We start from the raw sequence: 23242 nt of genomic DNA on the forward strand, positions 1-23242 counted from the left end.
AGAGAAACTCTGTTTACACACAACTTATCCACAGCTTATCCCCTGTACTTTTGCTTGTGGATAACTTTTAACACTGGCTACAATCGATACCTAATTTCGTATGAGCAAACCCGATCTACCCCCCCTTCTTATGCACCCAAATCCCTTAGGTTTTTGGGATTTAGCTCTGGAAACCCTGGCCAAAGAGCTCTCGCCACAACAATTCAAAACCTGGATTCAACCTCTTAAAATAAAGGGTTACGACGAAAGTGAGCGGTTACTATTAATTGGCGCGCCCAACCCCTTTAAGCTTGACTGGATCAAACGAACCTTTTCTACAAGGCTCCATGAAATCGCCTCTTCCTATTTTGGGGGGCCGATTAACCTTCAATTTACACTCGGTGCCGATCCATCAAAAAACATCACCAAAATACCTGGTCCCGGCTTTCGCCCCGAAGGTTTGACTGAGGGGGTCGCTGGCACCGCCGTATCGACAGGGCCCACATTAATTGCTGAGGGTTTGGGGGCTGAGCCTGATGAGGCTTCGGAAACCAACCTTGGTGCCGCGCTTGCTGACCGCGAACACTCCAAGCTGAATCCTGGTCTAACCTTTGAGAGCTTTGTTACTGGCAAAGCAAATCAACTGGCTCGCGCAGCCTCCATTCAGGTTGCCCACAATCCTGGGGCATCTTATAACCCAATGTTTTTGTATGGCGGCGTTGGTTTAGGAAAAACCCATTTAATCCACGCAATTGGCAACCATCTTCTAAAAGAAAAGCCGGATGCCAAAATTCGGTACATACACGCCGAACAGTATGTGTCAGATGTCGTTAGAGCATATCAACAAAAGGCGTTTGATCGGTTTAAGCGCTATTACCACTCCTTAGACCTTTTGTTAATTGATGACATTCAGTTTTTTGGTGGCAAGTCGCGCACCCAAGAGGAGTTCTTTTATGCCTTTGAAGCCCTCATTAGCAATGGGGCACAGGTCATTATTACTAGCGATACCTATCCAAAAGAAATGGAGGGCATCGATGAGCGGTTGATTTCTCGTTTTGATTCCGGACTAACTGTCGCTATTGAACCCCCAGAACTTGAAATGCGAGTAGCAATTTTGATGAAGAAAGCCGCAGCCGAAGGCATTCCAATGGGTGAGGATGTTGCATTTTTTGTTGCTAAACACCTACGCTCCAACATTCGGGAGCTAGAGGGGGCACTAAGAAAAATTTTGGCTTACGTTCATTTTCATGGCAAAGAAGTCAATATTGAGGTGGCCCGCAGCGCCCTTAAGGATCTTTTATCAATTCAGAACCGCCAAATTTCGGTTGAAAGTATCCAAAAAGTGGTTGCCAGCTTCTATAACATCAAGGTTGCCGACATGTACTCCAAAAAGCGGCCCGCCAATATTGCCCGACCCAGGCAAATCGCGATGTTTATTGCCAAGGAGCTAACCCAAAAAAGTCTGCCTGAAATTGGTGAACTTTTTGGCGGCAGAGACCATACTACGGTTTTGCATGCGGTTCGCAAAATTGCTGAGGAGCGCCAACACGACTCTCACCTTAACCACGAACTGCATGTCCTTGAGCAGAGCTTGAAAAACTAGCCTGTGGATAAGCCTGTGGAAGGCAAATGGGATAACTCTGTTAATAGGTGATTGATAGGTTTGTGAATAAGCAGTTTGTCTTTTTTAAACCAAACCCTTGTTCACAATTTATCCATACCTTATACCGAACTTATCCACACCAATTTTTCTCAAAAAGAGCCTGATTTCACTATAAAATTTAACTTATCAACAGAAAAAATCGGTCTTATTATTACTACGATATAAATATAAAAAGGAATTTAAAAACAATGCAACTAATCAACGCTACCCGAGATGAATTGCTAAAACCATTACAGGTGGTTAGTGGTATTGTTGAGCGCCGTCATACCTTAGCAATTTTGGCGAATTTACTTTTTAAAAAGACGGGGTCTTCGGTCTCGTTTGTTTCTACCGATATCGAAATACAAATTACGACTAAGGCGAATTTTGGAGTTGGTGATGATGATGTCACCACAACAGTCGGCGCTCGAAAAATTTTAGATATTTTGCGAGCGCTACCAGAGGGCCCTGTAAACCTTAATCTTAAAGATAACAAAATGGTGGTGCAAAGCGGTAAGAGCCGGTTTTCTCTTCAAACCTTAGCCGCCTCTGAATTTCCTGTGATGCAAACCCACTCTGAAGCTCAGGCAAGCTGGGGGATGAGTCAAAGAAAATTCCGTCAACTCATCAGTCAAGTGTATTTCGCAATGGCTCAGCAGGATATACGCTATTACTTAAACGGAATGCTTTTAGTTGTGGATGGCAAGGATGTGATTGCGGTTGCAACCGATGGTCATCGTCTTGCTTATAGCCACACTGAGCTTGATGCGAGTCCCACAGGAAATGGTCAAAAACAAGAAATTATTATTCCTCGTAAAACAATTTTAGAGTGTCAACATTTGTTGCAGGATACAGACGAAGTAGTTGACATTAGTATCAGCAATAATCAAATCAAATTCACTTTTGGGGATATTGAATTAATCTCGAAGTTGGTCGAGGGTAAGTTTCCAGACTATCAGAGAGTAATTCCAAAGGGGCACAAAAATACACTTTCTGTAAATCGTGAAGTTTTGCAGGCAGCGCTGCAGCGGGCGGCTATTTTGACAACCGAAAAGTTTAAAGGTGTTCGCTTTTCACTAACAACTAACAAAATTACGATACAGTCTACAAACGCGGAGCAAGAAGAGGCCCAAGAGGAAATTGAAACCAATTATGCTGGCGACGCCGTTGAGATTGGGTTTAACGTTAGCTATCTTCTTGATGTCTTAGCTAATATTAAAAACGAAGAAATTCAAATCAGTCTTGGTGATGCTAACAGTAGTGCTGTTATTACATTACCTGGATCAGAGGCGTTTAAATACGTTGTAATGCCAATGCGCATTTAAGTTTTAATGCCCAATAAGTTCAAAGAAGAAAATTCATGTCTTTAGAAAATCAAACTAACGAGCAATATGGCGCCTCTTCGATCCAGATATTAGAGGGCTTGGAGGCGGTTCGTAAGCGTCCGGGGATGTACATTGGTGATACCTCCGATGGTACTGGCTTACATCACCTAGTATTTGAGGTTCTTGACAATTCGATTGACGAAGCTCTAGCAGGGTACTGTACCGAAATTTCGGTTGTGATTCACACCGACAACTCTATTTCAATTATCGACAATGGCCGAGGTGTTCCAACTGGCATTAAGTTTGATGATAAGCATGAGCCAAAACGTAGCGCCGCAGAAATCGTAATGACAGAACTTCATGCGGGTGGCAAATTTGATCAGAATTCCTATAAGGTCTCAGGTGGGCTTCACGGCGTTGGAGTTAGTTGTGTAAACGCCCTTTCAAAATGGCTGCGCTTAACCATTCGACGTGACGGCAAGATTCATCACATGGAGTTTGCTCGCGGCGTTGTTCAAAACCGGAACATCCAAATAGAAAATGGGGTTGAGGTTTCCCCAATTTCAATAACAGGTGAAACGGATCTTCGAGGCACAGAGGTTCACTTTCTTGCAGATGAAGAGATTTTTGGCAACATTGAGTATCACTATGAAATTCTTGTAAAACGAATACGCGAACTTTCGTTCTTAAATAACGGCGTTCATATTCGTCTTGTTGATCAGCGTAGCGGCCAAGAAGAGGACTTTGCTTTTTCTGGCGGTGTGCGGGGCTTTGTTGAGTACATCAACCAAACCAAAACTGTTTTGCACCCAAACATTTTCCATGCGCTTGCTGAGCGCCCATCGGATTTGGGTGGCCAAATCACCGTTGAGGTTGCGATGCAGTGGAATGATGGATACAACGAACAAGTTTTATGTTTTACCAATAACATTCCTCAGCGCGATGGCGGCACACATCTAACGGGGTTACGCGCGGCAATGACTCGTGTCATCAATAAATATATCGATGAAAATGAGATTGCGAAAAAAGCAAAGGTCGAGATTTCTGGCGATGATATGCGCGAGGGCCTTACATGCGTTCTTTCAGTGAAGGTTCCGGAGCCTAAGTTTTCAAGCCAAACCAAAGATAAGTTGGTGTCAAGTGAGGTCCGGGGTCCTGTCGAGGAGGTGGTAGCCCAGGCACTTGCAGAATATTTAGCCGAAAAACCACAGGATGCAAAAATCCTGTGCGGCAAGATTGTGGATGCCGCAAAGGCGCGCGAGGCTGCACGTAAGGCTCGTGAGATGACCCGTCGCAAAGGCGCGCTTGACGGCATTGGTCTACCGGGCAAGCTCGCCGACTGCCAAGAAAAAGACCCCGCCAAATCGGAGTTGTTTATTGTCGAGGGAGACTCTGCCGGCGGCTCGGCCAAACAGGGGCGCGATCGAAAGTTCCAAGCAATCTTACCGCTAAAGGGCAAGATTCTAAATGTGGAAAAAGCGCGTTTTGACAAGATGCTAGGAAGCCAAGAGGTGGTTACCTTAATTACGGTTTTGGGCACCGGCATTGGTGCCGAAGAATACAAAGCCGATAAATTGCGCTATCACCGCATCATTATCATGACCGACGCCGATGTAGATGGCAGCCATATCCGCACCCTGCTCCTAACTTTCTTTTACCGCCAAATGCCAGAATTAATTGAGCGCGGACATGTTTATATAGCTCAGCCCCCTCTTTATAAAGTGAAGTTTGGTAAGAGCGAGCAGTACATTAAAGATGATGCTGAATTAAATCAATTGTTGTTTAGGGTTGCGCTTGAGCAAGCCTCTATTGAGACCCCAACAGGCGAGAAGATCGTTGGCCAAGAGCTAGAGGATCTTGCAAAACACTATCAAAATATTCAAGCAGTGGTTGACCGATTATCAAGAACGATGGACGAAGATGCCCTCAGAGCGGTTGCCGCGGGCGTAACCCTCAATTTTGATACAGAAGCCCTGGCCAACGATTCAGCCCGTCGCCTACAAGAGGCATTCTCACAAAACGCAAATCTCTTATCGATTCCCACCGATATTGTGGTTCAAAAGGAAGAGAGAACCGAGCGCTATCGACTGCTGTTATCTAAACGAGTCCATGGTAATTTAAAAATCTCGGTGATTAGTTCTGACTTTGTGGCAAGCGATGATTATCAAAGCCTAATGAATGCCGCCCTATCGCTTGCCGGGAAGGTTCCCCCGGGCAGCCGCGTGCGGCGCGGAGATCCCGAGAAATCTAACAAAGAGAGTGTGATTGCTGATTTCCGCGGAGCGTTTGAGTGGCTTCTCTCCGAGGCCGAGCGCTCGATTAGTCGTCAACGGTATAAAGGCTTGGGTGAAATGAATCCCCAGCAGCTCTGGGAAACCACAATGGACGCAAGCACCAGAAGACTGTTGCGCGTACAAATCGAAGACGCCATTATGGCCGATCAGGTGTTTACAACTTTAATGGGCGATGAGGTTGATCCTCGACGTGCTTTTATTGAAAAGAATGCTTTAATCGCACGCAATTTAGATATCTAGCCTCATGAAAAATAACAAAGCCCCGAAAACCGTGGCCAAATCATCCATTGCCGTTAAAAACTCGAAAATCCACGGTCGCGGGGTTTTTGTAAAAAAAGAAATTCCAAAGGGCTCGGCAATCATTGAATACATTGGGGAGCGGATTAGCTGGAAGGAGGCTCTGCGTCGCCATCCACATGATCCAGAACAACCGAACCACACCTTTTATTTTTCTTTGGAAGACGGTCGGGTCATTGATGCGAATGTTGGCGGTAATGCGGCGCGCTGGATTAACCACTCCTGTAAACCAAATTGCAAGGCAGACGAAATCTCGCTCGACGGCGAGGGGCGCGTATTTATTTTTGCAAAACGCAAGCTTCTTCCCGGCGAAGAGCTTTTCTATGACTATTCCTTAAATTTAGACGAAAAGCCAACCAAAAAGTTACTGAAGGAATATGCCTGCTATTGTGGCCATAAAAAGTGCCGAGGCACGATGCTCGACATCGATTGATCGGTTGTCGACATGCTCTTCGTTTCCATTCAAGAGTTAGAGGCCGCCATTAATTATTGGCGCTCCCAGTCACCCTCTCGCGGCGATGAACTGATTTTGTCTAAAGAGGCTAGTGCGTTAGCAAAGCCTTATGCACTCATGATTATCCAGGGCGCACAACGAATCCCGCTTGATATGCTCGACGAGCTTAGTAAAGAATCGTTTGCCAAGTTTGTGGCCTGGAAGTCGCAGACTAAATAATTGGCAATTTCTTAAGCCAAGCCATGGAAACCGTAGTCGATTTCAGTTCATATTTATGGCTTTTGCTTTTAGTGGCTGCGTTTGCTTCGGGTTTTGTTGATGCAATTGCTGGTGGTGGAGGATTAATACAGGTGCCAGCTTTATTTGCTGCCTACCCAGACACTCATCCAGCAACGCTTCTGAGCGCCAATAAGGTTTCCTCGATTGGCGGAACTATCAACGCAGCAAGGCGCTATTTGCGTCATGCAAAGTTACCTTGGAATATCTTGGGCCCAGCCATCGTTGCCGGTTTTATTGGGGCGCTTTTGGGGGCTCTGGCGGTAAGTGTATTTCCGCCCGAGCCTCTTCGAAAGGCTTTGCCATTTATGTTGGCGATTTTGTTGGCCTACACCTGGTTTGCCCCGAACATGGGCCTTGAGAATCGCCCCGCCCACAAAATAGGTCGCTACGAGGCTCCGAAGGCGGTGGCGATGGGCTTGGTCATCGGGTTTTATGATGGATTTTTTGGCCCAGCAACCGGAAGCTTTTTTCTGTTCGCTTTTGTCCGAATCTTTTACTTTGACTTTCTGCACGCATCTGCCGCGACCAAATTAGTTAATGTCACCACTAATCTGGCCACGATCATCATGCTTACAAGTCTTGGCTTCATTGATTGGCCCCTCGGCTTGAGCCTCATGGTGGCCAATATTCTTGGCAGTCAGGTGGGAAGCATGTTGGCGATTGCGCATGGCAGCCAATTTGTTCGGAAAATATTCTTAATTGTGGTGTTAGCCCTTATCGCTCGATCGACCTACTCAGCATTTTTTTCCAATTAAATCAACAACTTAAATTTTTTTGTATCCCCGGCCACCGGATTGTTTCACGTGAAACAGTAAAAATGCTATGATCAACGCCCTAATTGGGCAAATCCATGTTTTATTTTAAGAAATTTGATGTGATTGTGGTCGGCGGCGGTCATGCAGGAACCGAAGCCGCACTTGCGTCTGCTCGGAGAGGATCAAACACCTTATTAATTACCCACAGCATCGAAACACTTGGGGCAATGAGCTGTAACCCTTCAATCGGGGGTATTGGCAAGGGTCATCTAGTAAGAGAGATTGATGCCTTGGGCGGAGCCATGGCGGTCGCAACCGATGAGGCTGGCATTCAATTTCGGATCTTGAATTCAAGCAAGGGCCCAGCGGTTCGGGCAACCCGGGCTCAGGGCGATCGAATTCTATATAAGGCTGCGATTCGTCGGCGCCTCGAGAACCAAGCAAACTTGACCCTATTTCAGGCGGCCGTTGATGATTTGATTGTGGTTGGAGATCGGGTTCGTGGGGTTAGAACCCAAAGCGGCCTCCAGTTTGAAGGAAAAAGTGTTGTATTAACCGCGGGCACTTTTTTGGATGGAAAAATTCATATCGGCCTAATGAACCATAGTGGTGGCCGGGCTGGAGATCCTGCTGCAACCACCCTTTCCGCTCGTCTAAAAGAGCTGAAATTACCGCAGGGGCGCTTAAAAACCGGAACTCCACCCCGCATTGATGGTAGGACCATTAATTTCTCAGTAATGCAGGAGCAGGCCGGAGACTTAGATCCTATTCCATGTTTTTCGTTTATGGGCAGACCCGAACAGCACCCGCCCCAGGTGCCCTGTTGGATAACCCATACTAATAGCCAAACGCACGACATTATTCGTTCCGGATTGGACCGTTCGCCGATGTATACGGGGGTCATTGAGGGGGTTGGCCCGCGCTATTGCCCTTCGATTGAAGACAAAATCCATCGCTTTGCTGCTAAAGAGAGCCACCAAATCTTCTTAGAGCCAGAGGGCTTAACAACCAACGAGTTTTATCCGAACGGAATTTCAACGAGCTTGCCATTTGATGTTCAAATGGCTCTGGTTCACAGCATTCGTGGGCTTGAGAGTGCTGATATCGTCCGCCCAGGATATGCCATTGAGTATGACTATTTCGATCCGCGGCAGCTAAAGCATAGCCTAGAAACCAAGGCGATTAATGGCCTATATTTTGCCGGGCAGATTAATGGAACAACTGGGTATGAGGAGGCTGCGGCCCAGGGCCTGCTGGCGGGTATTAATGCAAGCCTTTCAGCACAAGACCAGGAGCCCTGGCTGCCCAAGAGAAGCGAGTCATACATTGGTGTTTTAGTTGACGATTTAATTACAAGGGGCGTGCAAGAGCCCTATCGCATGTTCACTAGCCGCGCCGAATATCGTTTGAGTTTGCGGGAGGATAATGCCGATACGCGGCTTACCGAAATTGGACGAGGCCTTGGTCTGGTGGGTGATGAGCAGTGGGAGTTTTTTCAACGAAAGCAGGAGCATGTTTCACGTGAAACATCGCGCTTACGCTCCTTCCGGGTTGGGCCAAAGCATCACACCGCTCAACAACTGGAGGCATTTCTTGGTCAAGCCTTGGCGCATGAGTGTAGCTTGGCAGAGATCTTAAGACGACCCGAGGTTGATTACCGCTCGTTAATGAAAGTTGATCCGGTTTTTGTGCAGGACTCCCCAAGCCTTGAAGACCCTCATTTGGGGCGCCAGGTTTTTGATCAGGTAGAGGTTTCCATTAAATACGAGGGCTATATTGAGCGCCAACGCGTTGAAATCGAGCGACATGAGCATTACGAAACACTTCGTTTGCCTGGGGACCTGGACTATTCCTTGGTTAAGGGCCTGTCAGTTGAGGTTTGGCAAAAGCTGAATTTGCATCAACCGGAAACCTTAGGCCAGGCATCGCGAATTTCAGGGGTAACGCCGGCCGCCATATCCTTGCTTTTGGTCCACTTAAAAAAGGGTATTGGCAAAACCCAAATAGTGTCATGAGCCCTGAGGTTGGTGAGGGCCTAAAGGCGGCCGGCCTTTCCCCGGAGGAGGCTGCTGCAATGCAATATTTTTTAGGCGAGCTGCTACGCTGGAATCGGGTCCATAACCTCACCGCTATTGATGAGACTGAGGCCGCATTTCATTTGCATCTTATTGATTCAATTGTTGTTTTGCCGATATTGCGGCGATATTTACAGGCTCACTCGCGGACCAGTGGGGCGCCGATTCAAATTGCTGACTTGGGGTCGGGGGGCGGCTTGCCGGGCATTCCGCTGGCAATCCTTCAGCCCACATGGTTTTTTAGTTTGATTGAGTCAAGCAAGAAAAAGGCCGCATTTTTACAGCATGTTCGTGGCGGTTTGGGCCTAGGTCATCTTCAAATTATGGCAAGTCGTGTTGAAAATGTGGCCAAGACCCACCGGGCATTTTTTGATGCCATTACTGCAAGAGCATTTACGCGTCTTCATAAACTGCTAGACCTTTCAGCCCCTTTATTAAAATCATCGGGGTTTGTATTTGCGATGAAGAGTCAACAAAGCGAAGAGGAAATTTCTGAGGTATCGAGCAAAGACTGGACGCTACTTGAGGAGTGTGAATTATCCTTGCCCGGGCAAACTCTTGATCGCCGACTCTTGGTTTTTCAGTATCAACAATAGTTACTATGGCTAAAACTTTTTGCATCGCAAATCAAAAGGGCGGGGTTGGAAAAACAACTACCGCAGTTAATCTGGCCGCCGGACTGGTTGCCCAGAGACAGCGCGTGCTTTTGGTGGATTTGGACCCCCAAGGAAATGCCACCATGGGCTCAGGAATTGATAAGTCGACGATCACAAGCGGCGTTTATCACGTGCTGATCGGAATGGCTTCCGCAAGCGAAGCAATTCAGTTCGCAAAAGAATCTGGTTACAGTGTTTTGCCTGCAAATCGCGAATTGGCCGGAGCCGAGGTTGAATTGGTTGATTTGGAGGGTCGGGAGGCAAGACTAAAAAACGCATTAAATGAGGTTGCTGATCAATACGATTTCATATTGATTGATTGCCCTCCCGCGCTGTCTTTGTTGACCCTAAATGGTTTATGCGCAGCTAATGGCGTAGTGGTCCCCATGCAGTGTGAATACTTTGCTCTAGAGGGACTTTCTGATTTGGTTAATACCATTAAACAAGTTCATGCCAACTTAAACCCAGACTTGAAAATCATTGGGCTTCTAAGGGTTATGTTTGATACCCGGGTTACCTTACAGCAACAGGTTTCAGAGCAGCTCAATTCACATTTTGGCGACAAGGTGTTTAAGACCATTATTCCTCGTAATGTGCGCTTAGCCGAGGCCCCTTCATTTGGCTTGCCGGGCGTAATTTTTGACAAATCATCTCGAGGCGCTCAGGCCTATATTGAGTTTGCGGGTGAAATGGTTCAACGAATTAAAACGATGTAGGTGAACAATGGGTGTGAATAAGAAAAAGGGATTGGGGCGCGGCCTTGACGCGTTATTGAGTGCTAGTAGCAAGGCGGGCGATGCGGACCCTGTTGCCGACAAGGCACTGCAGTCGCTAGTACTGCAGCGTTTGCAGGCGGGTAAATATCAGCCTCGAACCATTATGGCTGATGAGCCACTAAAAGAATTGGCTGACAGTATTCGAGAGCGCGGTGTGATGCAGCCCCTCTTGGTTCGTGAAATTGAAGGTGGTCGCTACGAAATTATTGCGGGTGAACGACGATTTCGAGCTGCAAAACTAGCGGGTCTTAATGAGGTGCCCGTACGAATCTTAGAGGTCGACGACCAGGCCGCAGCTGCGATTGCCCTCATTGAGAACATGCAGCGGGAGGATTTAAATCCCCTAGAAGAGTCGCGAGGACTATCTCGTCTGATTCATGAATTCGGCTTTACTCATGAGCAGGCCGCAAAAGCCGTTGGTAAATCGAGAAGCGCCATTACTAACCTGCTTCGCCTATCGCAACTCTCCGGAGCGGTTCAAGCGATGCTTTTATCTGGTGATTTGGATATGGGCCATGCAAGGGCGCTCTTGTCCCTGCCGGGCGCAAGCCAAGTTGCCTTGGCCCAAAAAATTGTTGCCCAAGGCCTTTCAGTTCGTGAGGCAGAGCGATTGGCGAGTTCGGCGGCCCTGGCTGCGGGCGATTTATCCCGAAATACTCCCACAAAGGGAAAAAAGAAGCACTTAATCAGCCAAGACCAAGATTACAAACGCCTTGCTCAAGCTCTGGCTGATTTAGTTGGGCTAGAGGCTGTTTTTAAGACCAATAAAAGGGGCGGAGAGTTACGCTTTTACTTTAGCCACTTTGATGAGCTTGATTCGCTGATAAAAAAACTGGGAATTAAGGATCATTCTTAATAAAAGTGTCTAAAACAATTGACCTTCACTAGGGTAAATACTAAAATCTTGAGGCTTAATTGATTCCCAAAAAAGATCAATCAATGCAATCCCGGTCTTGGGAAGAGGACGATCAAGAAGTAGATGTGTATCGAACCCTCAGTCGAGACGAGGCAAAAGCCCTTTTTGGCAACAATAAAAAGGCATTTGCAACGATTTCGCCGTGGCTAGTTGTGCGTATTCAGCTGCTAATGACCGGTATTTGCGTCCTTTTTTGGTCAATATTTGCAGATCCGATGGAGGGGCGAACCCTTTATACTTATTCGGCTTTTTGGGGTGGGTTTATCGGATTTTTTCCGGTACTGGTATTTGCTCTGCGCGTTCGAATGTCGCGAAGCATGAAAAACCCAAGCCCTGGAAGAATGTTGTCGGCGATTGTGTCTGGCGAACTGATGAAGATCGCCTTAACAATCGGGTTGTTTTTGGGAGTGGCACTTGTTATTCCCAACCTGCAGTGGTTACCGTTGCTGGTCACATACATGCTTACGCTAATGAGCTATTGGTTAGCGTGGGTGTTGCGGTGAGCAGCTTTAATTGGCGTAGAGAAGGAATGATCTAGAAATGGCTAGCGCAGCACACGGGGCATCAACAGAGCCTCTAACCCCGACCGCATATATTGCCGAGCATTTACAGAATTTAAACAATATCGGTGGTGCGCAGAGCTCCGTCGTTGACTTTAGTGTTATTAATCTTGACACCTTGTTTTGGTCGATTTTGATGGGCCTGATTGTGGTCACTTTTTTATTGATTGCTGCTCGACGCGCAACCTCTGGTGTTCCAGGGCGCTTTCAGGCATTTGTAGAGATGATGGTCGACATGGTTGAGACGCAATCAAAAACCATTGTTCATGGAGACCGTAGCTATATTGCACCTTTGGCTTTGCTCGTTTTTTGCTGGATTATTTTGTTAAATGCGCTCGATTTGGTGCCGGTGGATTGGGTGGTTGGATTTAACCACTTCTTAGAAAATTTTGGCGTGCACGTGCCGCATCACAAATTAGTACCCACTACGGATTTGAACGCAACCTTGGGAATGTCCTTTGCTGTTATTTTGCTGGTTTTTTTCTACAGTTTTAAGATCAAGGGCGTTGGCGGCTTCCTTCACGAATTGATTTCAGCCCCCTTTGGTGCGAAGTGGTATTTAGCCCCATTTAATCTCGTTCTTAACATGATTGAATTTGTTGCCAAGGGCGTTTCTCTTGGGATGCGACTTTTTGGCAATATGTATGCAGGTGAGCTCCTGTTCTTGTTAATCGCATTGCTCGGTAGCATCTGGACCTTTAGTCTTGACCTCAGTGTTTTTGGCTTGGTTGGGCATGTGATTGCAGGATCTGCTTGGGCCATTTTTCATATTTTGGTCATCCTTTTGCAGGCCTTTATTTTTATGATGTTGACATTGGTCTACATTGGTCAGGCGCACAGCCATCATTAATTTTTATTTTTTACACACTTAAACTTAGGAGTTAGCAACATGCAAGAATTTCTCGCCAACATTCAAGGATTAACCGCCATTGCAATCGGCATCATTATTGGCCTAGGCGCAATCGGAGCCTGTTTGGGTATCGCCCTAATGGGTGGAAAATATATTGAAGCTTGTGCTCGCCAGCCTGAGCTCATGGAGCCATTACAAACCAAAATGTTTTTATTGGCCGGCTTGATCGACGCGGCCTTCCTGATCGGTGTTGGTGTTGCGATGTTGTTCGCATTTGCCAATCCATTGCTTGCTGTTATTAAGTAATTTAGTTGTGGGTCGATGACCCATTACTGCAACAAGTTTTGAAAGGAATATCGTGAATTTAAACGCGACTCTATTCGCGCAAATGATCGTTTTCTTCGTTTTATGGTGGGTCGTGGCTCGTTTTGTGTGGCCCCCATTGGTGAAGGCGCTTGATGAGCGAGCCGCTAAAGTGGCAGAAGGTCTTGCCGCCGCTGAGCGGGGAAAATTAGATCTTGAGAATGCGACGAAAAAGGCAGAAGAGGCTATGAGCTCTGCTCGTCAAGAAAGTATTCAGCGTGTTGCAGAAGCTGAAAAGCGCGCTCAGTTAGCGGCGGAAGAAATTAAGGCGAATGCCCAGGCGGAAGCAGCTAGGATTATTGCCCAGGCTAAGGCTGACGCGGAGCAACAGGTCGGTAAGGCTCGTGACGAGTTACGCAATCAGGTCGCCAGCTTAGCTGTCAGAGGTGCAGAGCAAATTTTACGACGCGAGGTTGATTCCAAAGCGCATGCTGCATTGCTTGACCAACTAAAGGCAGAACTATAAATGGCTGATATTGCCACCATTGCCCGCCCTTACGCTGAGGCCTTGTTTGCAAGCGCCAAGCCAAATGATTTGTCATCATGGGAAAAGCAGCTCAATGAGCTTGCTAGATATTTAGAAAACAACGAGCTTCTAACGCTTGTTAGCAACCCAAAATTAGGTGCTGACGAGCTTGCTAAGCTAGTTTTAGGTTTTCTTAAATCAAAACCCGATGAGTCAATTAGCTCTTTTATTAAGCTTTTAGCGAATAATCATCGCCTCATCGTCTTGCCCGAGATTGCGAAGCAGTTTTCGGCGATGAAGAACAAAAGCGAGGGTGCCGCAGAAGCTCTCATTACCTCGGCCTTTCCTCTCGAGGGCGCCGCACTAAATGATTTGCTCTCTGCCCTAAAAAAACGTTTTGGTGGAAAAGAATTGCGCCCAACGGTGGTAATCAATCCTAATTTAATTGGCGGCGTTCGTGTCCAAGTGGGCGACGAGGTGTTGGATGGCTCCGTGAGAGCACAGCTTAGCCATATGCACGATCGGTTGATTGCTTAACGCAGGGATTTATTAAGAATATTCGATTTATATCTAGGAGTAATTGATGCAACTAAACCCTTCCGAGATCAGCGAACTGATCAAAAGCCGAATTAACGAATTAGGCGTTGATTCAAAGATTCGTAACGAGGGAACCGTGATTTCGGTAACCGACGGCATTTGTCGTATTTATGGTTTATCTGGGGTCATGCAAGGTGAGATGCTTGAGTTTCCTGGTGGCACCATTGGTTTGGCATTAAACCTAGAGCGCGATTCCGTCGGTGCCGTGGTATTGGGTGAATACACTCATATTAAAGAAGGTGATGCTGTTAAATGTACTGGCCGCATTCTTGAGGTTCCCGTTGGACCAGAGCTCCTCGGTCGAGTTGTTAATGCTCTCGGCCAGCCTATCGACGGCAAGGGCCCCGTCAATACTAAGCTAACTGACTTTATTGAAAAAGTTGCTCCCGGCGTGATTGCACGTCAATCGGTTAGTCAGCCGGTGCAAACTGGCCTAAAGGCGATTGATGCGATGGTGCCAATTGGTCGCGGTCAACGCGAGCTCATTATTGGCGATCGTCAAACTGGTAAAACCGCCGTTGCTGTCGATGCCATCATCAATCAAAAGGGTAAGGGCGTTTTCTGTATTTATGTTGCGATCGGTCAGAAGGCGTCGACAATTGCAAACGTGGTTCGCAAGTTGACTGAGCTTGGTGCTATGGAATACACCATCGTGGTTGCGGCAAGCGCGTCAGAGTCCCCAGCGATGCAGTATTTATCGGCTTATGCCGGCTGCACGATGGGCGAGTATTTCCGTGATCGCGGTGAGGATGCCCTGATTATTTATGACGATTTAACGAAGCAGGCGGTTGCTTATCGTCAAATTTCTCTTTTGTTACGTCGTCCCCCAGGTCGCGAAGCATATCCTGGCGATGTTTTCTATTTACACTCCCGCTTGTTAGAGCGCGCTGCCCGCGTGAACGCAGATTATGTGGAGAAATTCACGAACGGCGCCGTTAAAGGAAAAACGGGATCTTTAACCGCTTTGCCGGTGATTGAGACCCAAGCTGGCGACGTATCGGCTTTCGTGCCAACCAATGTGATTTCGATTACGGACGGTCAGATCTTCCTAGAAACTGATTTGTTTAATGCAGGTATTCGTCCAGCAATTAATGCCGGTATTTCAGTATCGCGCGTAGGTGGTGCGGCACAAACCAAAGTGATTAAAAAATTATCGGGCGGTATTCGTACAGACCTTGCCCAATATCGTGAATTAGCAGCTTTTGCCCAATTTGCATCCGATCTTGACGAAGCAACCCGTAAGCAATTAGAGCGCGGTCGTCGAGTTACTGAATTGCTAAAGCAGCCCCAGTACTTGCCCATGCAAGTATGGCAAATGGCCGCCTCCTTATATGCAGTGAACAATGGCTTTTTTGACGACTTAGAGATTAAACAGGTTCTGCCATTCGAAAAGGGTCTGCACGAGCATTTAAAGTCAAAATACGCTGATTTGGTTGGCCGCATTGAGGACACCAAAGATTTGAGTAAAGACGATGAGGCTGCTCTTCGCTCTGCCATTGAAGACTTTAAACGCGCTGGCACTTTTTAAGATAGGCAATCATGGCCGGCACAAAAGAAATACGCACCAAGATCAAGAGCGTTCAGAATACGCGCAAGATCACTAAAGCGATGGAAATGGTCGCCGCTTCCAAGATGCGGCGTGCTCAAGAGCGCATGCGCTCAGCAAGACCTTACTCTGAAAAAATTCGGGCAATCACCGCCAATCTATCAAAAGCAAATCCAGAATACCGTCCGGTGTATATGGCTGTGCGTGAGATTAAGAAGGCAGGCCTGATTTTAGTAAGCACTGATAAGGGATTGTGTGGCGGTTTGAATACCAACGTCCTTCGTTTGGTCACGAATCAGATGCGGGACTTTAGCGAGAAGAATATTTCTGTTGAGTTCACTGCAATTGGTTCAAAGGGCTTGCAATTTTTAAACCGAACCAAGGCTAAGCTTTTATCTCAATCTATTTTGTTGGGCGACACCCCGCATATGGATAGCTTAATCGGTGCAATCACTGCACAGCTTGATGCATTTGAGCGCGGCGAGGTGGATGCGGTGTATTTGGCCTATACCCGATTTATCAACACCATGAAACAAGAGCCAGTCTTAGAAAAGCTCTTGCCGCTTGAGTCTGACGACTTAAGCCAAGGAGCAAATACAGGCCATGGTTGGGATTACATCTATGAGCCTGATGCGGAATCAGTATTGAATGGCCTTTTGAAGCGCTACATTGAGGCGTTGATTTATCAGGCGGTGGCAGAGAATATGGCGTCAGAGCAGTCAGCGAGGATGGTGGCCATGAAAGCCGCGTCTGATAACGCAAAGAATGTGATCGGTGAATTGCAGCTGATTTATAACAAAACCCGTCAAGCAGCGATTACCAAGGAGCTTTCCGAGATCGTCGGCGGAGCGGCGGCGGTTTAAGTAAAGATTTTTAAAGATTAAATAGCGGAGAAATGTGATGAGCATCGGAAATATTGTTCAGTGTATTGGTGCGGTGGTGGATATTCAGTTCCCCCGAGATAAGATGCCCAATATCTATGACGCATTAACTTTGGTCGAAAGCGATGAGGCATCATTTGCCGAAAAAGGATTGACCTTTGAAGTTCAGCAGCAAATTGGCGACGGCGTGGTTCGCGCGATTGCGATGGGCGCTAGTGACGGCCTGCGTCGTGGCATGGAGGTGAAGGCGACCGGCGCGGGAATTTCTGTACCAGTTGGCCCCGCAACCCTGGGCCGCATCATGGATGTATTAGGTCGTCCGATCGATGACGCCGGTCCAATTGCGACCCAAGAGCGCCGCTCCATTCATCAATCCGCACCAAAGTTTGATGAGTTATCGCCATCGGTGGATTTGCTTGAAACCGGTATTAAGGTGATTGACCTCGTCTGCCCATTCGCTAAAGGTGGTAAGGTCGGACTCTTCGGTGGCGCGGGCGTTGGAAAAACCGTGAACATGATGGAGCTCATCAACAACATTGCAAAACAACACTCCGGTTTGTCGGTATTTGCGGGAGTCGGTGAGCGCACTCGTGAAGGTAACGACTTCTATCATGAAATGAAAGAGTCAAACGTGATCGATAAGGTGGCCATGGTTTTTGGTCAGATGAACGAGCCCCCAGGCAACCGTTTGCGTGTCGCTTTAACAGGCCTGACAATGGCTGAAGCATTCCGTGACGAAGGCCGTGACATTCTGTTCTTCGTTGACAATATTTACCGCTATACCCTTGCGGGTACCGAAGTATCCGCTCTATTAGGCCGTATGCCATCTGCAGTGGGATATCAGCCTACCTTGGCTGAAGAGATGGGAAAGCTCCAAGAGCGAATCACCTCAACTAAAACAGGCTCGATTACGTCGATTCAGGCCGTTTATGTTCCAGCTGACGACTTAACCGATCCATCGCCAGCCACTACCTTCTTGCACTTGGATTCCACGGTCGTGTTATCCCGTGACATCGCGGCTTTGGGTATTTATCCGGCGGTTGATCCTTTGGACTCAACAAGCCGACAGCTTGACCCGCAGGTGGTGGGAGCTGAGCATTATGAAGTTGCGCGCGGTGTGCAAATGACCTTGCAACGTTATAAAGAATTGCGAGACATCATTGCGATTTTGGGTATGGACGAGCTCTCTCCCGAAGATAAGTTAGCTGTTGCCCGTGCTCGTAAGATTCAGCGTTTCTTGTCCCAGCCTTTCCACGTTGCCGAAGTTTTCACCGGCTCACCTGGAAAATACGTTCCACTAAAAGAGACAATTCGTGGCTTTAAGATGATTGTTAGTGGTGAACTTGACCATTTGCCAGAGCAGGCCTTTTATATGGTTGGTTCAATTGATGAGGCCATTGAGAAAGCGAAGAAACTCTAATGGCAACCATTCATGTTGATGTCGTGAGTGCAGAGCAGTCAATTTTTAGTGGCGAGGCTAAATTTGTAGCCCTTCCAGGCGAATCAGGTGAGCTTGGAATTCTGCATGGCCACACCCCTTTAATTACTCGCATTCGGCCTGGTTCGGTGCGAATTGAAAAGGCGGATGGCGATGAAGAGTTTGTCTTTGTTGCCGGCGGTTATTTAGAGGTTCAGCCAGATTGCGTTACGGTTTTGGCTGATACCGCAATCCGTGGCCATGATCTGGATGAGGCTAAGGCGCTTGAGGCAAAAAGGCGTGCTGAAGAAGCCATGCAAAATCGTGCCGGTGATTTTGATATTGCCTACGCCCAGTCTGAATTTGCAATGGCCGCAGCTCAATTGGCTGCAATTGCGCGCTTGCGTCGTAAGAAGTAAGCTCAATTGTTAGCAAACGATCGCTTCCTTCGGGCCTGTTTGGGTCAAAAAACAGACCGCACCCCTTTGTGGCTCATGCGTCAGGCAGGTCGGTATCTACCTGAATACAATGCAACGCGTGCAAAGGCCGGTAGTTTTTTGGGCCTTGCTAAAAATCCTGCGTATGCAACAGAGGTTACTTTACAGCCATTAGACCGCTATCCCTTAGATGCGGCCATTTTGTTTTCTGATATTTTGACCATCCCTGATGCGATGGGTTTGGGCCTCCAGTTTGCTGCGGGCGAAGGCCCAAGCTTTACTCACCCCTTGCGCACGGAGGAGGCTGTTAAAAATTTAAGGCCTGCAGACCTTCATCAACTGCAATATGTGTTTGATGCGGTGGCCCAAATTAGGAAATCGTTGATCCAAGACGGCAAGCAGCGCGTTCCGCTAATTGGATTCTCGGGCAGTCCATGGACCTTAGCTTGTTACATGATAGATGGCTCAGGTTCGGATGATTTTCGACATGCAAAGACCATGATGTTTAATCGCCCGGATTTGCTCAAGCACATTCTCGACATTAACGTTCAATCGGTAGCTGCATATTTGACGGAACAATTACGCTCAGGCGCTCAGGCGCTCATGATTTTTGATACTTGGGGTGGGTTATTGCCTGATGGTTGGTACCAAGAAATCTCATTGGCAAGTATGCGTAAGGTGATTGACCAGCTTCCTCAGGAATTAAATGGGCAAAAGGTGCCAATCATTATTTTTACTAAGGGCGGCGGTCTGTGGCTCGATGACATGGCAGAATCTGGAGCTGATGTGATTGGGCTCGATTGGACAATGTCGGTCGCCAAGGCAAGAGCTCGCTTAGTCGAAAAAAATAAGTCCATTGCGCTTCAAGGCAATCTTGACCCGCTCGCTTTATTTGCTAACCCGGAACAAATTGAGGCTCAGGCCAAGAAAATCTTGGATGGCCTCAACAAGGCTCCCGCTTTGAAGGCGGACCTCCACCCCCTTGATGCACACATTTTCAATTTGGGGCACGGAATCTCTCAGTTCACAAATCCAGATAGCGTAACTGTACTGGCCAAGACCGTTATCGAGTATTCAGAATATCTACGTAAGGCTTAATTAACCCGTTTTATCCCTTTGCTTCAGTAGGTTTAGGGGTAGACTTATGCACAAATAGTGTCGGTCTATTGGATTTCATGGAGATTATCAATATACCGCAGATCATAGTTTGACTTTATCCTATAAGCTATTGATTTGGTTAAATATTTTTTAATTTTCAATGGATATAAGAAAGTTAGGGCCCGCTATCACTCTTGTTATTTATTAGCCTAAGTAGCGGTTGTCCACAAAGTTATCCACAGACTAATCAATACACTACTTTATTGAATCAATCAGCGCCAATCATCGTTAAAGTTGTTGTCGATCGGCCTCTTCCGGAGGCCTTTGATTACCTATGGGATAAAGAAACGCTTCGCGCCATACCCCAGGTCGGGATGTTGGTTGAGGTTCCCTTTGGACGAACAAATCTACCAGGTATAGTTATTGAAGTAACTACTTACTCTCATTTAAATGATTCAAAATTAAAGAAAGTACTTCAGATTGCGCCCCTAAACCCGATCGATAATCGCTTGATGGAATTAGCGCATTTTGCTTCCCAATATTATCTTCATGGGCTTGGCGAAACAATTGTGTCAGCGATACCGAAATGGTGGCGCACTGCCAGCAACTGGAATAAGCCACTTGATTATTTAAATCTCAAAACAAAGGACGCAACCGAATCAAAAGCCAAGGAGAAAAAACTCTCTCTTGAGGAGCTCAATGATGATCAAAGACAAGCAATTCAGATCCTAAACGGCCATCAGCAGGGGACATTTAATACATTCCTTCTCAACGGGGTGACCGGTAGTGGCAAAACAGCCGTTTACCTTACGTTTATCGAAACTTTGCTCAAGCAAGACCCCGCGGCTCAAGTTTTAATCATGCTGCCCGAAATTAATCTAACTCCGCAATTACAAAGGCGGATTCAAGAATATTTCCCCCAAGAGATTCTGGTCGTTCTTCACAGTGGATTAACGGAGAAGCAGCGTGGCATTGCTTGGTACCTTGCAATGACGGGGCTTGCCCGCATCGTATTGGGTACGCGACTATCGATTATGACCCCCCTACCAAAATTGGTAGGGATTGTGGTCGATGAGGAAAATGACAGCTCCTTTAAGCAGCAAGAAGGTATGGCCTATTCAGCGCGCGACTTAGCCGTGTGGCGTGCTAAAAACGAACGCCTGCCAATTGTTTTAGTTTCAGCAACCCCCTCCTCGCAAACCTGGCAGGCAGTAAAAGAAGGTCGGTATCAGGAAATTCAATTGACCAATCGAGCCGGGGGTTTTCAAATGCCCAATGTCGAGCTGGTAGCCCCTAGTAAGTCCTCGCGTTCAATCACCATCAGTCCTTTAATGATCAGGGCGCTTGAACAGAATCTTCACAAAGGTCGACAGAGTTTAATATTGATCAACCGGCGGGGATTGGCGCCCGTTCTTAGTTGTTCATCGTGTAATTGGTTAAGTGAGTGTGACCAGTGTTCCAGTTATATGGTGATGCATCGACAGTTAGGGCACTTTAAAAAGCCTATGTTGTGCTGCCATCATTGCGGCCTGATGAAAGTTGTTCCACAAGGATGCCCAAGGTGTGGTGATGTTGATTTGCAGCCGCTCGGGAGGGGAACCCAAAAAGTCGAGGATCAATTACAAGCACTGTTCCCACAAGCAACGGTACTACGCGTTGACGCCGATACTGCACGCACGAGCAAAAAGACCGAGGCGCTGTTTCAAGAGATACATGCTGGTTCAGCACAAATTATTGTTGGTACACAAATGCTTGCGAAGGGGCACGATTATCAAAATATCGGCCTAGTTTGTGTTCTGGATGCCGATGCAAGGTTGTATTCCAATGACTATATGGCGCCAGAACATTTATTTGCTCAACTTGTTCAGGTGGCTGGGCGGGCTGGGCGTTTTAGTGGTGAGTCCACCCAGATATTGATTGAAACTCGATATCCCGATGATCCCGTGTATCAATATATAAAAACATTCGATCTAGCTGGATTCATGGAGCATTTAATGGCTGCTCGTCAAGAGGCAGGTCTGCCGCCATTTAGTTATCAAGCGTTAGTGCATGCGGAAGCAAAGCAGAAGAAAGAAGTATTGACATGGCTAAATCATGCAAAACAATTTTTGCAGAAAACCGCTCATTTACAAACCGGAATCACCGTCTTTGATCCAGTTCCGAAATCCATCGCTCGCCTAGGAGGATGGGAGCGTTCACAATTATTAATTGAGTCGCGTCAACGGGCACCGCTCCAAGCCCTGCTTAATGAGCTTGAGCATTATTTGCGGCAACAGTCAGTCGGACGAATTTCAAAAGTGGGCAAAGTGCGCTGGTCAATTGAGCGCGACCCGCTATTTATTTAGCCACTAACGCCAGTCTCGTATTGATCGGGGCTTTGTAATAACGCAAGCTCGTTAACAGACAGCGCCTCATCTTTTGTCTGAATTTTGAAAAGCCAAACATCATAGGGTTGGGTGTTGATGCTTTCTGGTTTTTCTACTGCCGCTACATTAATTTCGCTAATGATCCCACTAATTGGCGCATGAATATCGCTTGCTGCTTTGAGCGATTCAATCGTAGCGCAAGCCTGACCCTGTTTCAATGAAGACCCAGGTTCAGGAAGCTTTAGAAAAAGAATATCCCCCAAGGCCTCTTGAGCATGATTACTAATGCCAACCCAATATTGACCGTCATCACCATGCCTTACCCATTCATGGGTTTGTGCAAACAAAAGATCGTTTGGAATATTCATTAGAATATTTTAACGACACTAACCAAGAATTTGATCATATCGACATGACCTTAAAGCTCTCAATTGTTCCTGTGACCCCATTTGAGCAAAATTGCTCAATCGTGTTTTGTGAGAAAACTAAAGAGGCGGCAGTTGTTGATCCAGGTGGAGATTTAGAAAAAATCGAAGACGCCTTATCGAAGCTGAATGTCAAACTTCGTAAAGTCCTATTAACTCATGGCCATTTGGATCATTGCGCTGGGGCGAAAGAGCTTGCTAAGAAATGGCAGGTTCCCATTGAGGGCCCCCACCCTCTTGAAAAATTTTGGCTTGATCAACTTCCAGAGCAAACCGTCCGTTTTGGTTTTGGGGAGGCCGAACCTTTTGAGCCGGATCGTTGGTTACTCGACGGGGATACGGTTTCTCTTGGAGAGCATGAATTGAAGGTATTTCATTGCCCAGGACACACGCCTGGGCACATCGTGTTCTATGACGAGCCTACTCGCCTTGCTTTTGTTGGCGATGTCTTATTTGCTGGATCGATTGGCCGCACAGATTTTCCAAAAGGTAATCACGCAGACCTAATACACGCCATCAAAACAAAGTTATGGCCTCTAGGCAACGATGTACATTTTGTGCCAGGCCATGGCCCCATGTCGACTTTTGGCCGCGAGAGACAAAATAACCCCTATGTTGGGGATAGGGCTTAGGTTTTAGCTGAACCAGTGCGGTGTGTGCGATTGTAAAGGCAGCTTGCGCAAATCCAACGCTGTTTACGATTGCTCGTAGGGATCCAGGTGCCCCCTTCTAGCCTTTTTTCCCGGCTGCATGAAGAGCAAAACTTAAGGCTAGGAGAAGTATCTTGG

23 protein-coding genes are annotated in these 23242 nt (G+C 47.1%); 22 read left to right on the plus strand and 1 reads right to left on the minus strand.

Going from position 1 to position 23242, the window contains the following annotated elements; all coding sequences use genetic code 11:
* The first annotated feature begins 100 nt into the window (after window positions 1–100).
* The 21 genes from dnaA (at window position 101) to priA (ending at window position 22008) form a co-directional block, all read left to right on the plus strand.
* Entirely contained in the window at window positions 101–1582 is a 1482-nt protein-coding gene (dnaA, locus tag QUE66_RS00005; protein ID WP_458574877.1) for a chromosomal replication initiator protein DnaA, read from the plus strand.
* Between the two features lie 248 nt (window positions 1583–1830).
* A complete protein-coding gene (gene dnaN, locus QUE66_RS00010; protein ID WP_286223741.1) occupies window positions 1831–2946 on the plus strand; it encodes a DNA polymerase III subunit beta in 1116 nt (371 codons plus the stop codon).
* A gap of 35 nt (window positions 2947–2981) precedes the next feature.
* A complete protein-coding gene (gyrB, locus tag QUE66_RS00015; RefSeq protein WP_286223742.1) occupies window positions 2982–5480 on the plus strand; it encodes a DNA topoisomerase (ATP-hydrolyzing) subunit B in 2499 nt (832 codons plus the stop codon).
* Window positions 5481–5511: 31 nt separating this feature from the next.
* Window positions 5512–5970 (plus strand): SET domain-containing protein, encoded by a 459-nt coding sequence (locus QUE66_RS00020; protein ID WP_286224775.1) that lies wholly within the window; start codon window positions 5512–5514, stop codon window positions 5968–5970.
* A 12-nt stretch (window positions 5971–5982) separates the two neighbouring features.
* Window positions 5983–6210 carry a DUF3717 domain-containing protein gene (locus QUE66_RS00025; RefSeq protein ID WP_286223743.1) on the plus strand — a complete coding sequence of 76 codons (228 nt, stop codon included), beginning with the start codon at window positions 5983–5985 and terminating at the stop codon, window positions 6208–6210.
* A 23-nt stretch (window positions 6211–6233) separates the two neighbouring features.
* On the plus strand, window positions 6234–7025 hold the full coding sequence (locus QUE66_RS00030; RefSeq protein WP_286223744.1) for a sulfite exporter TauE/SafE family protein: 792 nt from the start codon (window positions 6234–6236) through the stop codon (window positions 7023–7025).
* A 95-nt stretch (window positions 7026–7120) separates the two neighbouring features.
* Entirely contained in the window at window positions 7121–9040 is a 1920-nt protein-coding gene (gene mnmG, locus QUE66_RS00035) for a tRNA uridine-5-carboxymethylaminomethyl(34) synthesis enzyme MnmG (protein WP_286223745.1), read from the plus strand.
* A complete protein-coding gene (gene rsmG / locus QUE66_RS00040) occupies window positions 9037–9696 on the plus strand; it encodes a 16S rRNA (guanine(527)-N(7))-methyltransferase RsmG (RefSeq protein ID WP_286223746.1) in 660 nt (219 codons plus the stop codon). The genes mnmG and rsmG overlap by 4 nt, the downstream gene beginning before the upstream one ends.
* A 5-nt stretch (window positions 9697–9701) precedes the next feature.
* Window positions 9702–10472, plus strand: coding sequence for a ParA family protein (locus QUE66_RS00045; protein ID WP_286223747.1), 771 nt, complete (start codon window positions 9702–9704; stop codon window positions 10470–10472).
* Window positions 10473–10479: 7 nt separating this feature from the next.
* A complete protein-coding gene (locus tag QUE66_RS00050) occupies window positions 10480–11388 on the plus strand; it encodes a ParB/RepB/Spo0J family partition protein (protein WP_286223748.1) in 909 nt (302 codons plus the stop codon).
* 83 nt (window positions 11389–11471) lie between these two features.
* On the plus strand, window positions 11472–11951 hold the full coding sequence (locus tag QUE66_RS00055; RefSeq protein ID WP_286223749.1) for an ATP synthase subunit I: 480 nt from the start codon (window positions 11472–11474) through the stop codon (window positions 11949–11951).
* 37 nt (window positions 11952–11988) lie between these two features.
* Window positions 11989–12858: a F0F1 ATP synthase subunit A gene (gene atpB / locus QUE66_RS00060; protein WP_286223750.1), complete on the plus strand. Its 870-nt coding sequence runs from the start codon at window positions 11989–11991 to the stop codon at window positions 12856–12858.
* Between the two features lie 39 nt (window positions 12859–12897).
* Window positions 12898–13164: a F0F1 ATP synthase subunit C gene (gene atpE, locus QUE66_RS00065; protein ID WP_286223751.1), complete on the plus strand. Its 267-nt coding sequence runs from the start codon at window positions 12898–12900 to the stop codon at window positions 13162–13164.
* A gap of 52 nt (window positions 13165–13216) precedes the next feature.
* On the plus strand, window positions 13217–13687 hold the full coding sequence (locus tag QUE66_RS00070; protein WP_286223752.1) for a F0F1 ATP synthase subunit B: 471 nt from the start codon (window positions 13217–13219) through the stop codon (window positions 13685–13687).
* Window positions 13688–14224, plus strand: coding sequence for a F0F1 ATP synthase subunit delta (locus QUE66_RS00075; RefSeq protein WP_286223753.1), 537 nt, complete (start codon window positions 13688–13690; stop codon window positions 14222–14224).
* Window positions 14225–14270: 46 nt separating this feature from the next.
* Complete coding sequence (gene atpA, locus QUE66_RS00080; protein WP_286223754.1) at window positions 14271–15812, plus strand: F0F1 ATP synthase subunit alpha; 1542 nt, start codon at window positions 14271–14273, stop codon at window positions 15810–15812.
* Between the two features lie 11 nt (window positions 15813–15823).
* Window positions 15824–16693 carry a F0F1 ATP synthase subunit gamma gene (gene atpG, locus QUE66_RS00085; RefSeq protein ID WP_286223755.1) on the plus strand — a complete coding sequence of 290 codons (870 nt, stop codon included), beginning with the start codon at window positions 15824–15826 and terminating at the stop codon, window positions 16691–16693.
* Between the two features lie 37 nt (window positions 16694–16730).
* Window positions 16731–18131 (plus strand): F0F1 ATP synthase subunit beta, encoded by a 1401-nt coding sequence (atpD, locus tag QUE66_RS00090; RefSeq protein ID WP_286223756.1) that lies wholly within the window; start codon window positions 16731–16733, stop codon window positions 18129–18131.
* Complete coding sequence (locus QUE66_RS00095) at window positions 18131–18547, plus strand: F0F1 ATP synthase subunit epsilon (RefSeq protein ID WP_108507563.1); 417 nt, start codon at window positions 18131–18133, stop codon at window positions 18545–18547. The genes atpD and QUE66_RS00095 overlap by 1 nt, the downstream gene beginning before the upstream one ends.
* A gap of 6 nt (window positions 18548–18553) precedes the next feature.
* Entirely contained in the window at window positions 18554–19663 is a 1110-nt protein-coding gene (gene hemE / locus QUE66_RS00100) for a uroporphyrinogen decarboxylase (protein WP_286223757.1), read from the plus strand.
* A 263-nt stretch (window positions 19664–19926) separates the two neighbouring features.
* A complete protein-coding gene (priA, locus tag QUE66_RS00105; RefSeq protein ID WP_286223758.1) occupies window positions 19927–22008 on the plus strand; it encodes a replication restart helicase PriA in 2082 nt (693 codons plus the stop codon).
* Here priA and gcvH read toward each other — a convergent pair.
* Entirely contained in the window at window positions 22005–22397 is a 393-nt protein-coding gene (gcvH, locus tag QUE66_RS00110; protein ID WP_286223759.1) for a glycine cleavage system protein GcvH, read from the minus strand. The two genes, priA and gcvH, sit on opposite strands and share 4 nt — an antisense overlap.
* 44 nt (window positions 22398–22441) lie before the next feature.
* Between gcvH and QUE66_RS00115 the strand changes: the two genes are divergently transcribed.
* Entirely contained in the window at window positions 22442–23086 is a 645-nt protein-coding gene (locus QUE66_RS00115; RefSeq protein ID WP_286223760.1) for an MBL fold metallo-hydrolase, read from the plus strand.
* The last annotated feature ends 156 nt before the right edge of the window (window positions 23087–23242 follow it).

The sequence above is a fragment of the Polynucleobacter sp. HIN6 genome (genome assembly GCF_030297575.1).
In the GTDB taxonomy this organism is placed as follows: Bacteria; Pseudomonadota; Gammaproteobacteria; order Burkholderiales; family Burkholderiaceae; genus Polynucleobacter.

Bases quoted from the DNA above. Each gene is read 5' to 3' on its own strand.
- QUE66_RS00115 (WP_286223760.1), top strand. From the start codon at position 22,442: ATGACCTTAAAGCTCTCAATTGTTCCTGTGACCCCATTTGAGCAAAAT.
- mnmG (WP_286223745.1), top strand. From the start codon at position 7,121: ATGTTTTATTTTAAGAAATTTGATGTGATTGTGGTCGGCGGCGGTCAT.
- rsmG (WP_286223746.1), top strand. From the start codon at position 9,037: ATGAGCCCTGAGGTTGGTGAGGGCCTAAAGGCGGCCGGCCTTTCCCCG.
- QUE66_RS00045 (WP_286223747.1), top strand. From the start codon at position 9,702: ATGGCTAAAACTTTTTGCATCGCAAATCAAAAGGGCGGGGTTGGAAAA.
- atpA (WP_286223754.1), top strand. From the start codon at position 14,271: ATGCAACTAAACCCTTCCGAGATCAGCGAACTGATCAAAAGCCGAATT.
- QUE66_RS00025 (WP_286223743.1), top strand. From the start codon at position 5,983: ATGCTCTTCGTTTCCATTCAAGAGTTAGAGGCCGCCATTAATTATTGG.
- atpG (WP_286223755.1), top strand. From the start codon at position 15,824: ATGGCCGGCACAAAAGAAATACGCACCAAGATCAAGAGCGTTCAGAAT.
- QUE66_RS00095 (WP_108507563.1), top strand. From the start codon at position 18,131: ATGGCAACCATTCATGTTGATGTCGTGAGTGCAGAGCAGTCAATTTTT.
- dnaN (WP_286223741.1), top strand. From the start codon at position 1,831: ATGCAACTAATCAACGCTACCCGAGATGAATTGCTAAAACCATTACAG.
- atpE (WP_286223751.1), top strand. From the start codon at position 12,898: ATGCAAGAATTTCTCGCCAACATTCAAGGATTAACCGCCATTGCAATC.
- gcvH (WP_286223759.1), bottom strand. From the start codon at position 22,397: ATGAATATTCCAAACGATCTTTTGTTTGCACAAACCCATGAATGGGTA.
- gyrB (WP_286223742.1), top strand. From the start codon at position 2,982: ATGTCTTTAGAAAATCAAACTAACGAGCAATATGGCGCCTCTTCGATC.
- atpD (WP_286223756.1), top strand. From the start codon at position 16,731: ATGAGCATCGGAAATATTGTTCAGTGTATTGGTGCGGTGGTGGATATT.
- dnaA (WP_458574877.1), top strand. From the start codon at position 101: ATGAGCAAACCCGATCTACCCCCCCTTCTTATGCACCCAAATCCCTTA.
- QUE66_RS00050 (WP_286223748.1), top strand. From the start codon at position 10,480: ATGGGTGTGAATAAGAAAAAGGGATTGGGGCGCGGCCTTGACGCGTTA.
- QUE66_RS00075 (WP_286223753.1), top strand. From the start codon at position 13,688: ATGGCTGATATTGCCACCATTGCCCGCCCTTACGCTGAGGCCTTGTTT.
- atpB (WP_286223750.1), top strand. From the start codon at position 11,989: ATGGCTAGCGCAGCACACGGGGCATCAACAGAGCCTCTAACCCCGACC.
- QUE66_RS00055 (WP_286223749.1), top strand. From the start codon at position 11,472: ATGCAATCCCGGTCTTGGGAAGAGGACGATCAAGAAGTAGATGTGTAT.
- QUE66_RS00030 (WP_286223744.1), top strand. From the start codon at position 6,234: ATGGAAACCGTAGTCGATTTCAGTTCATATTTATGGCTTTTGCTTTTA.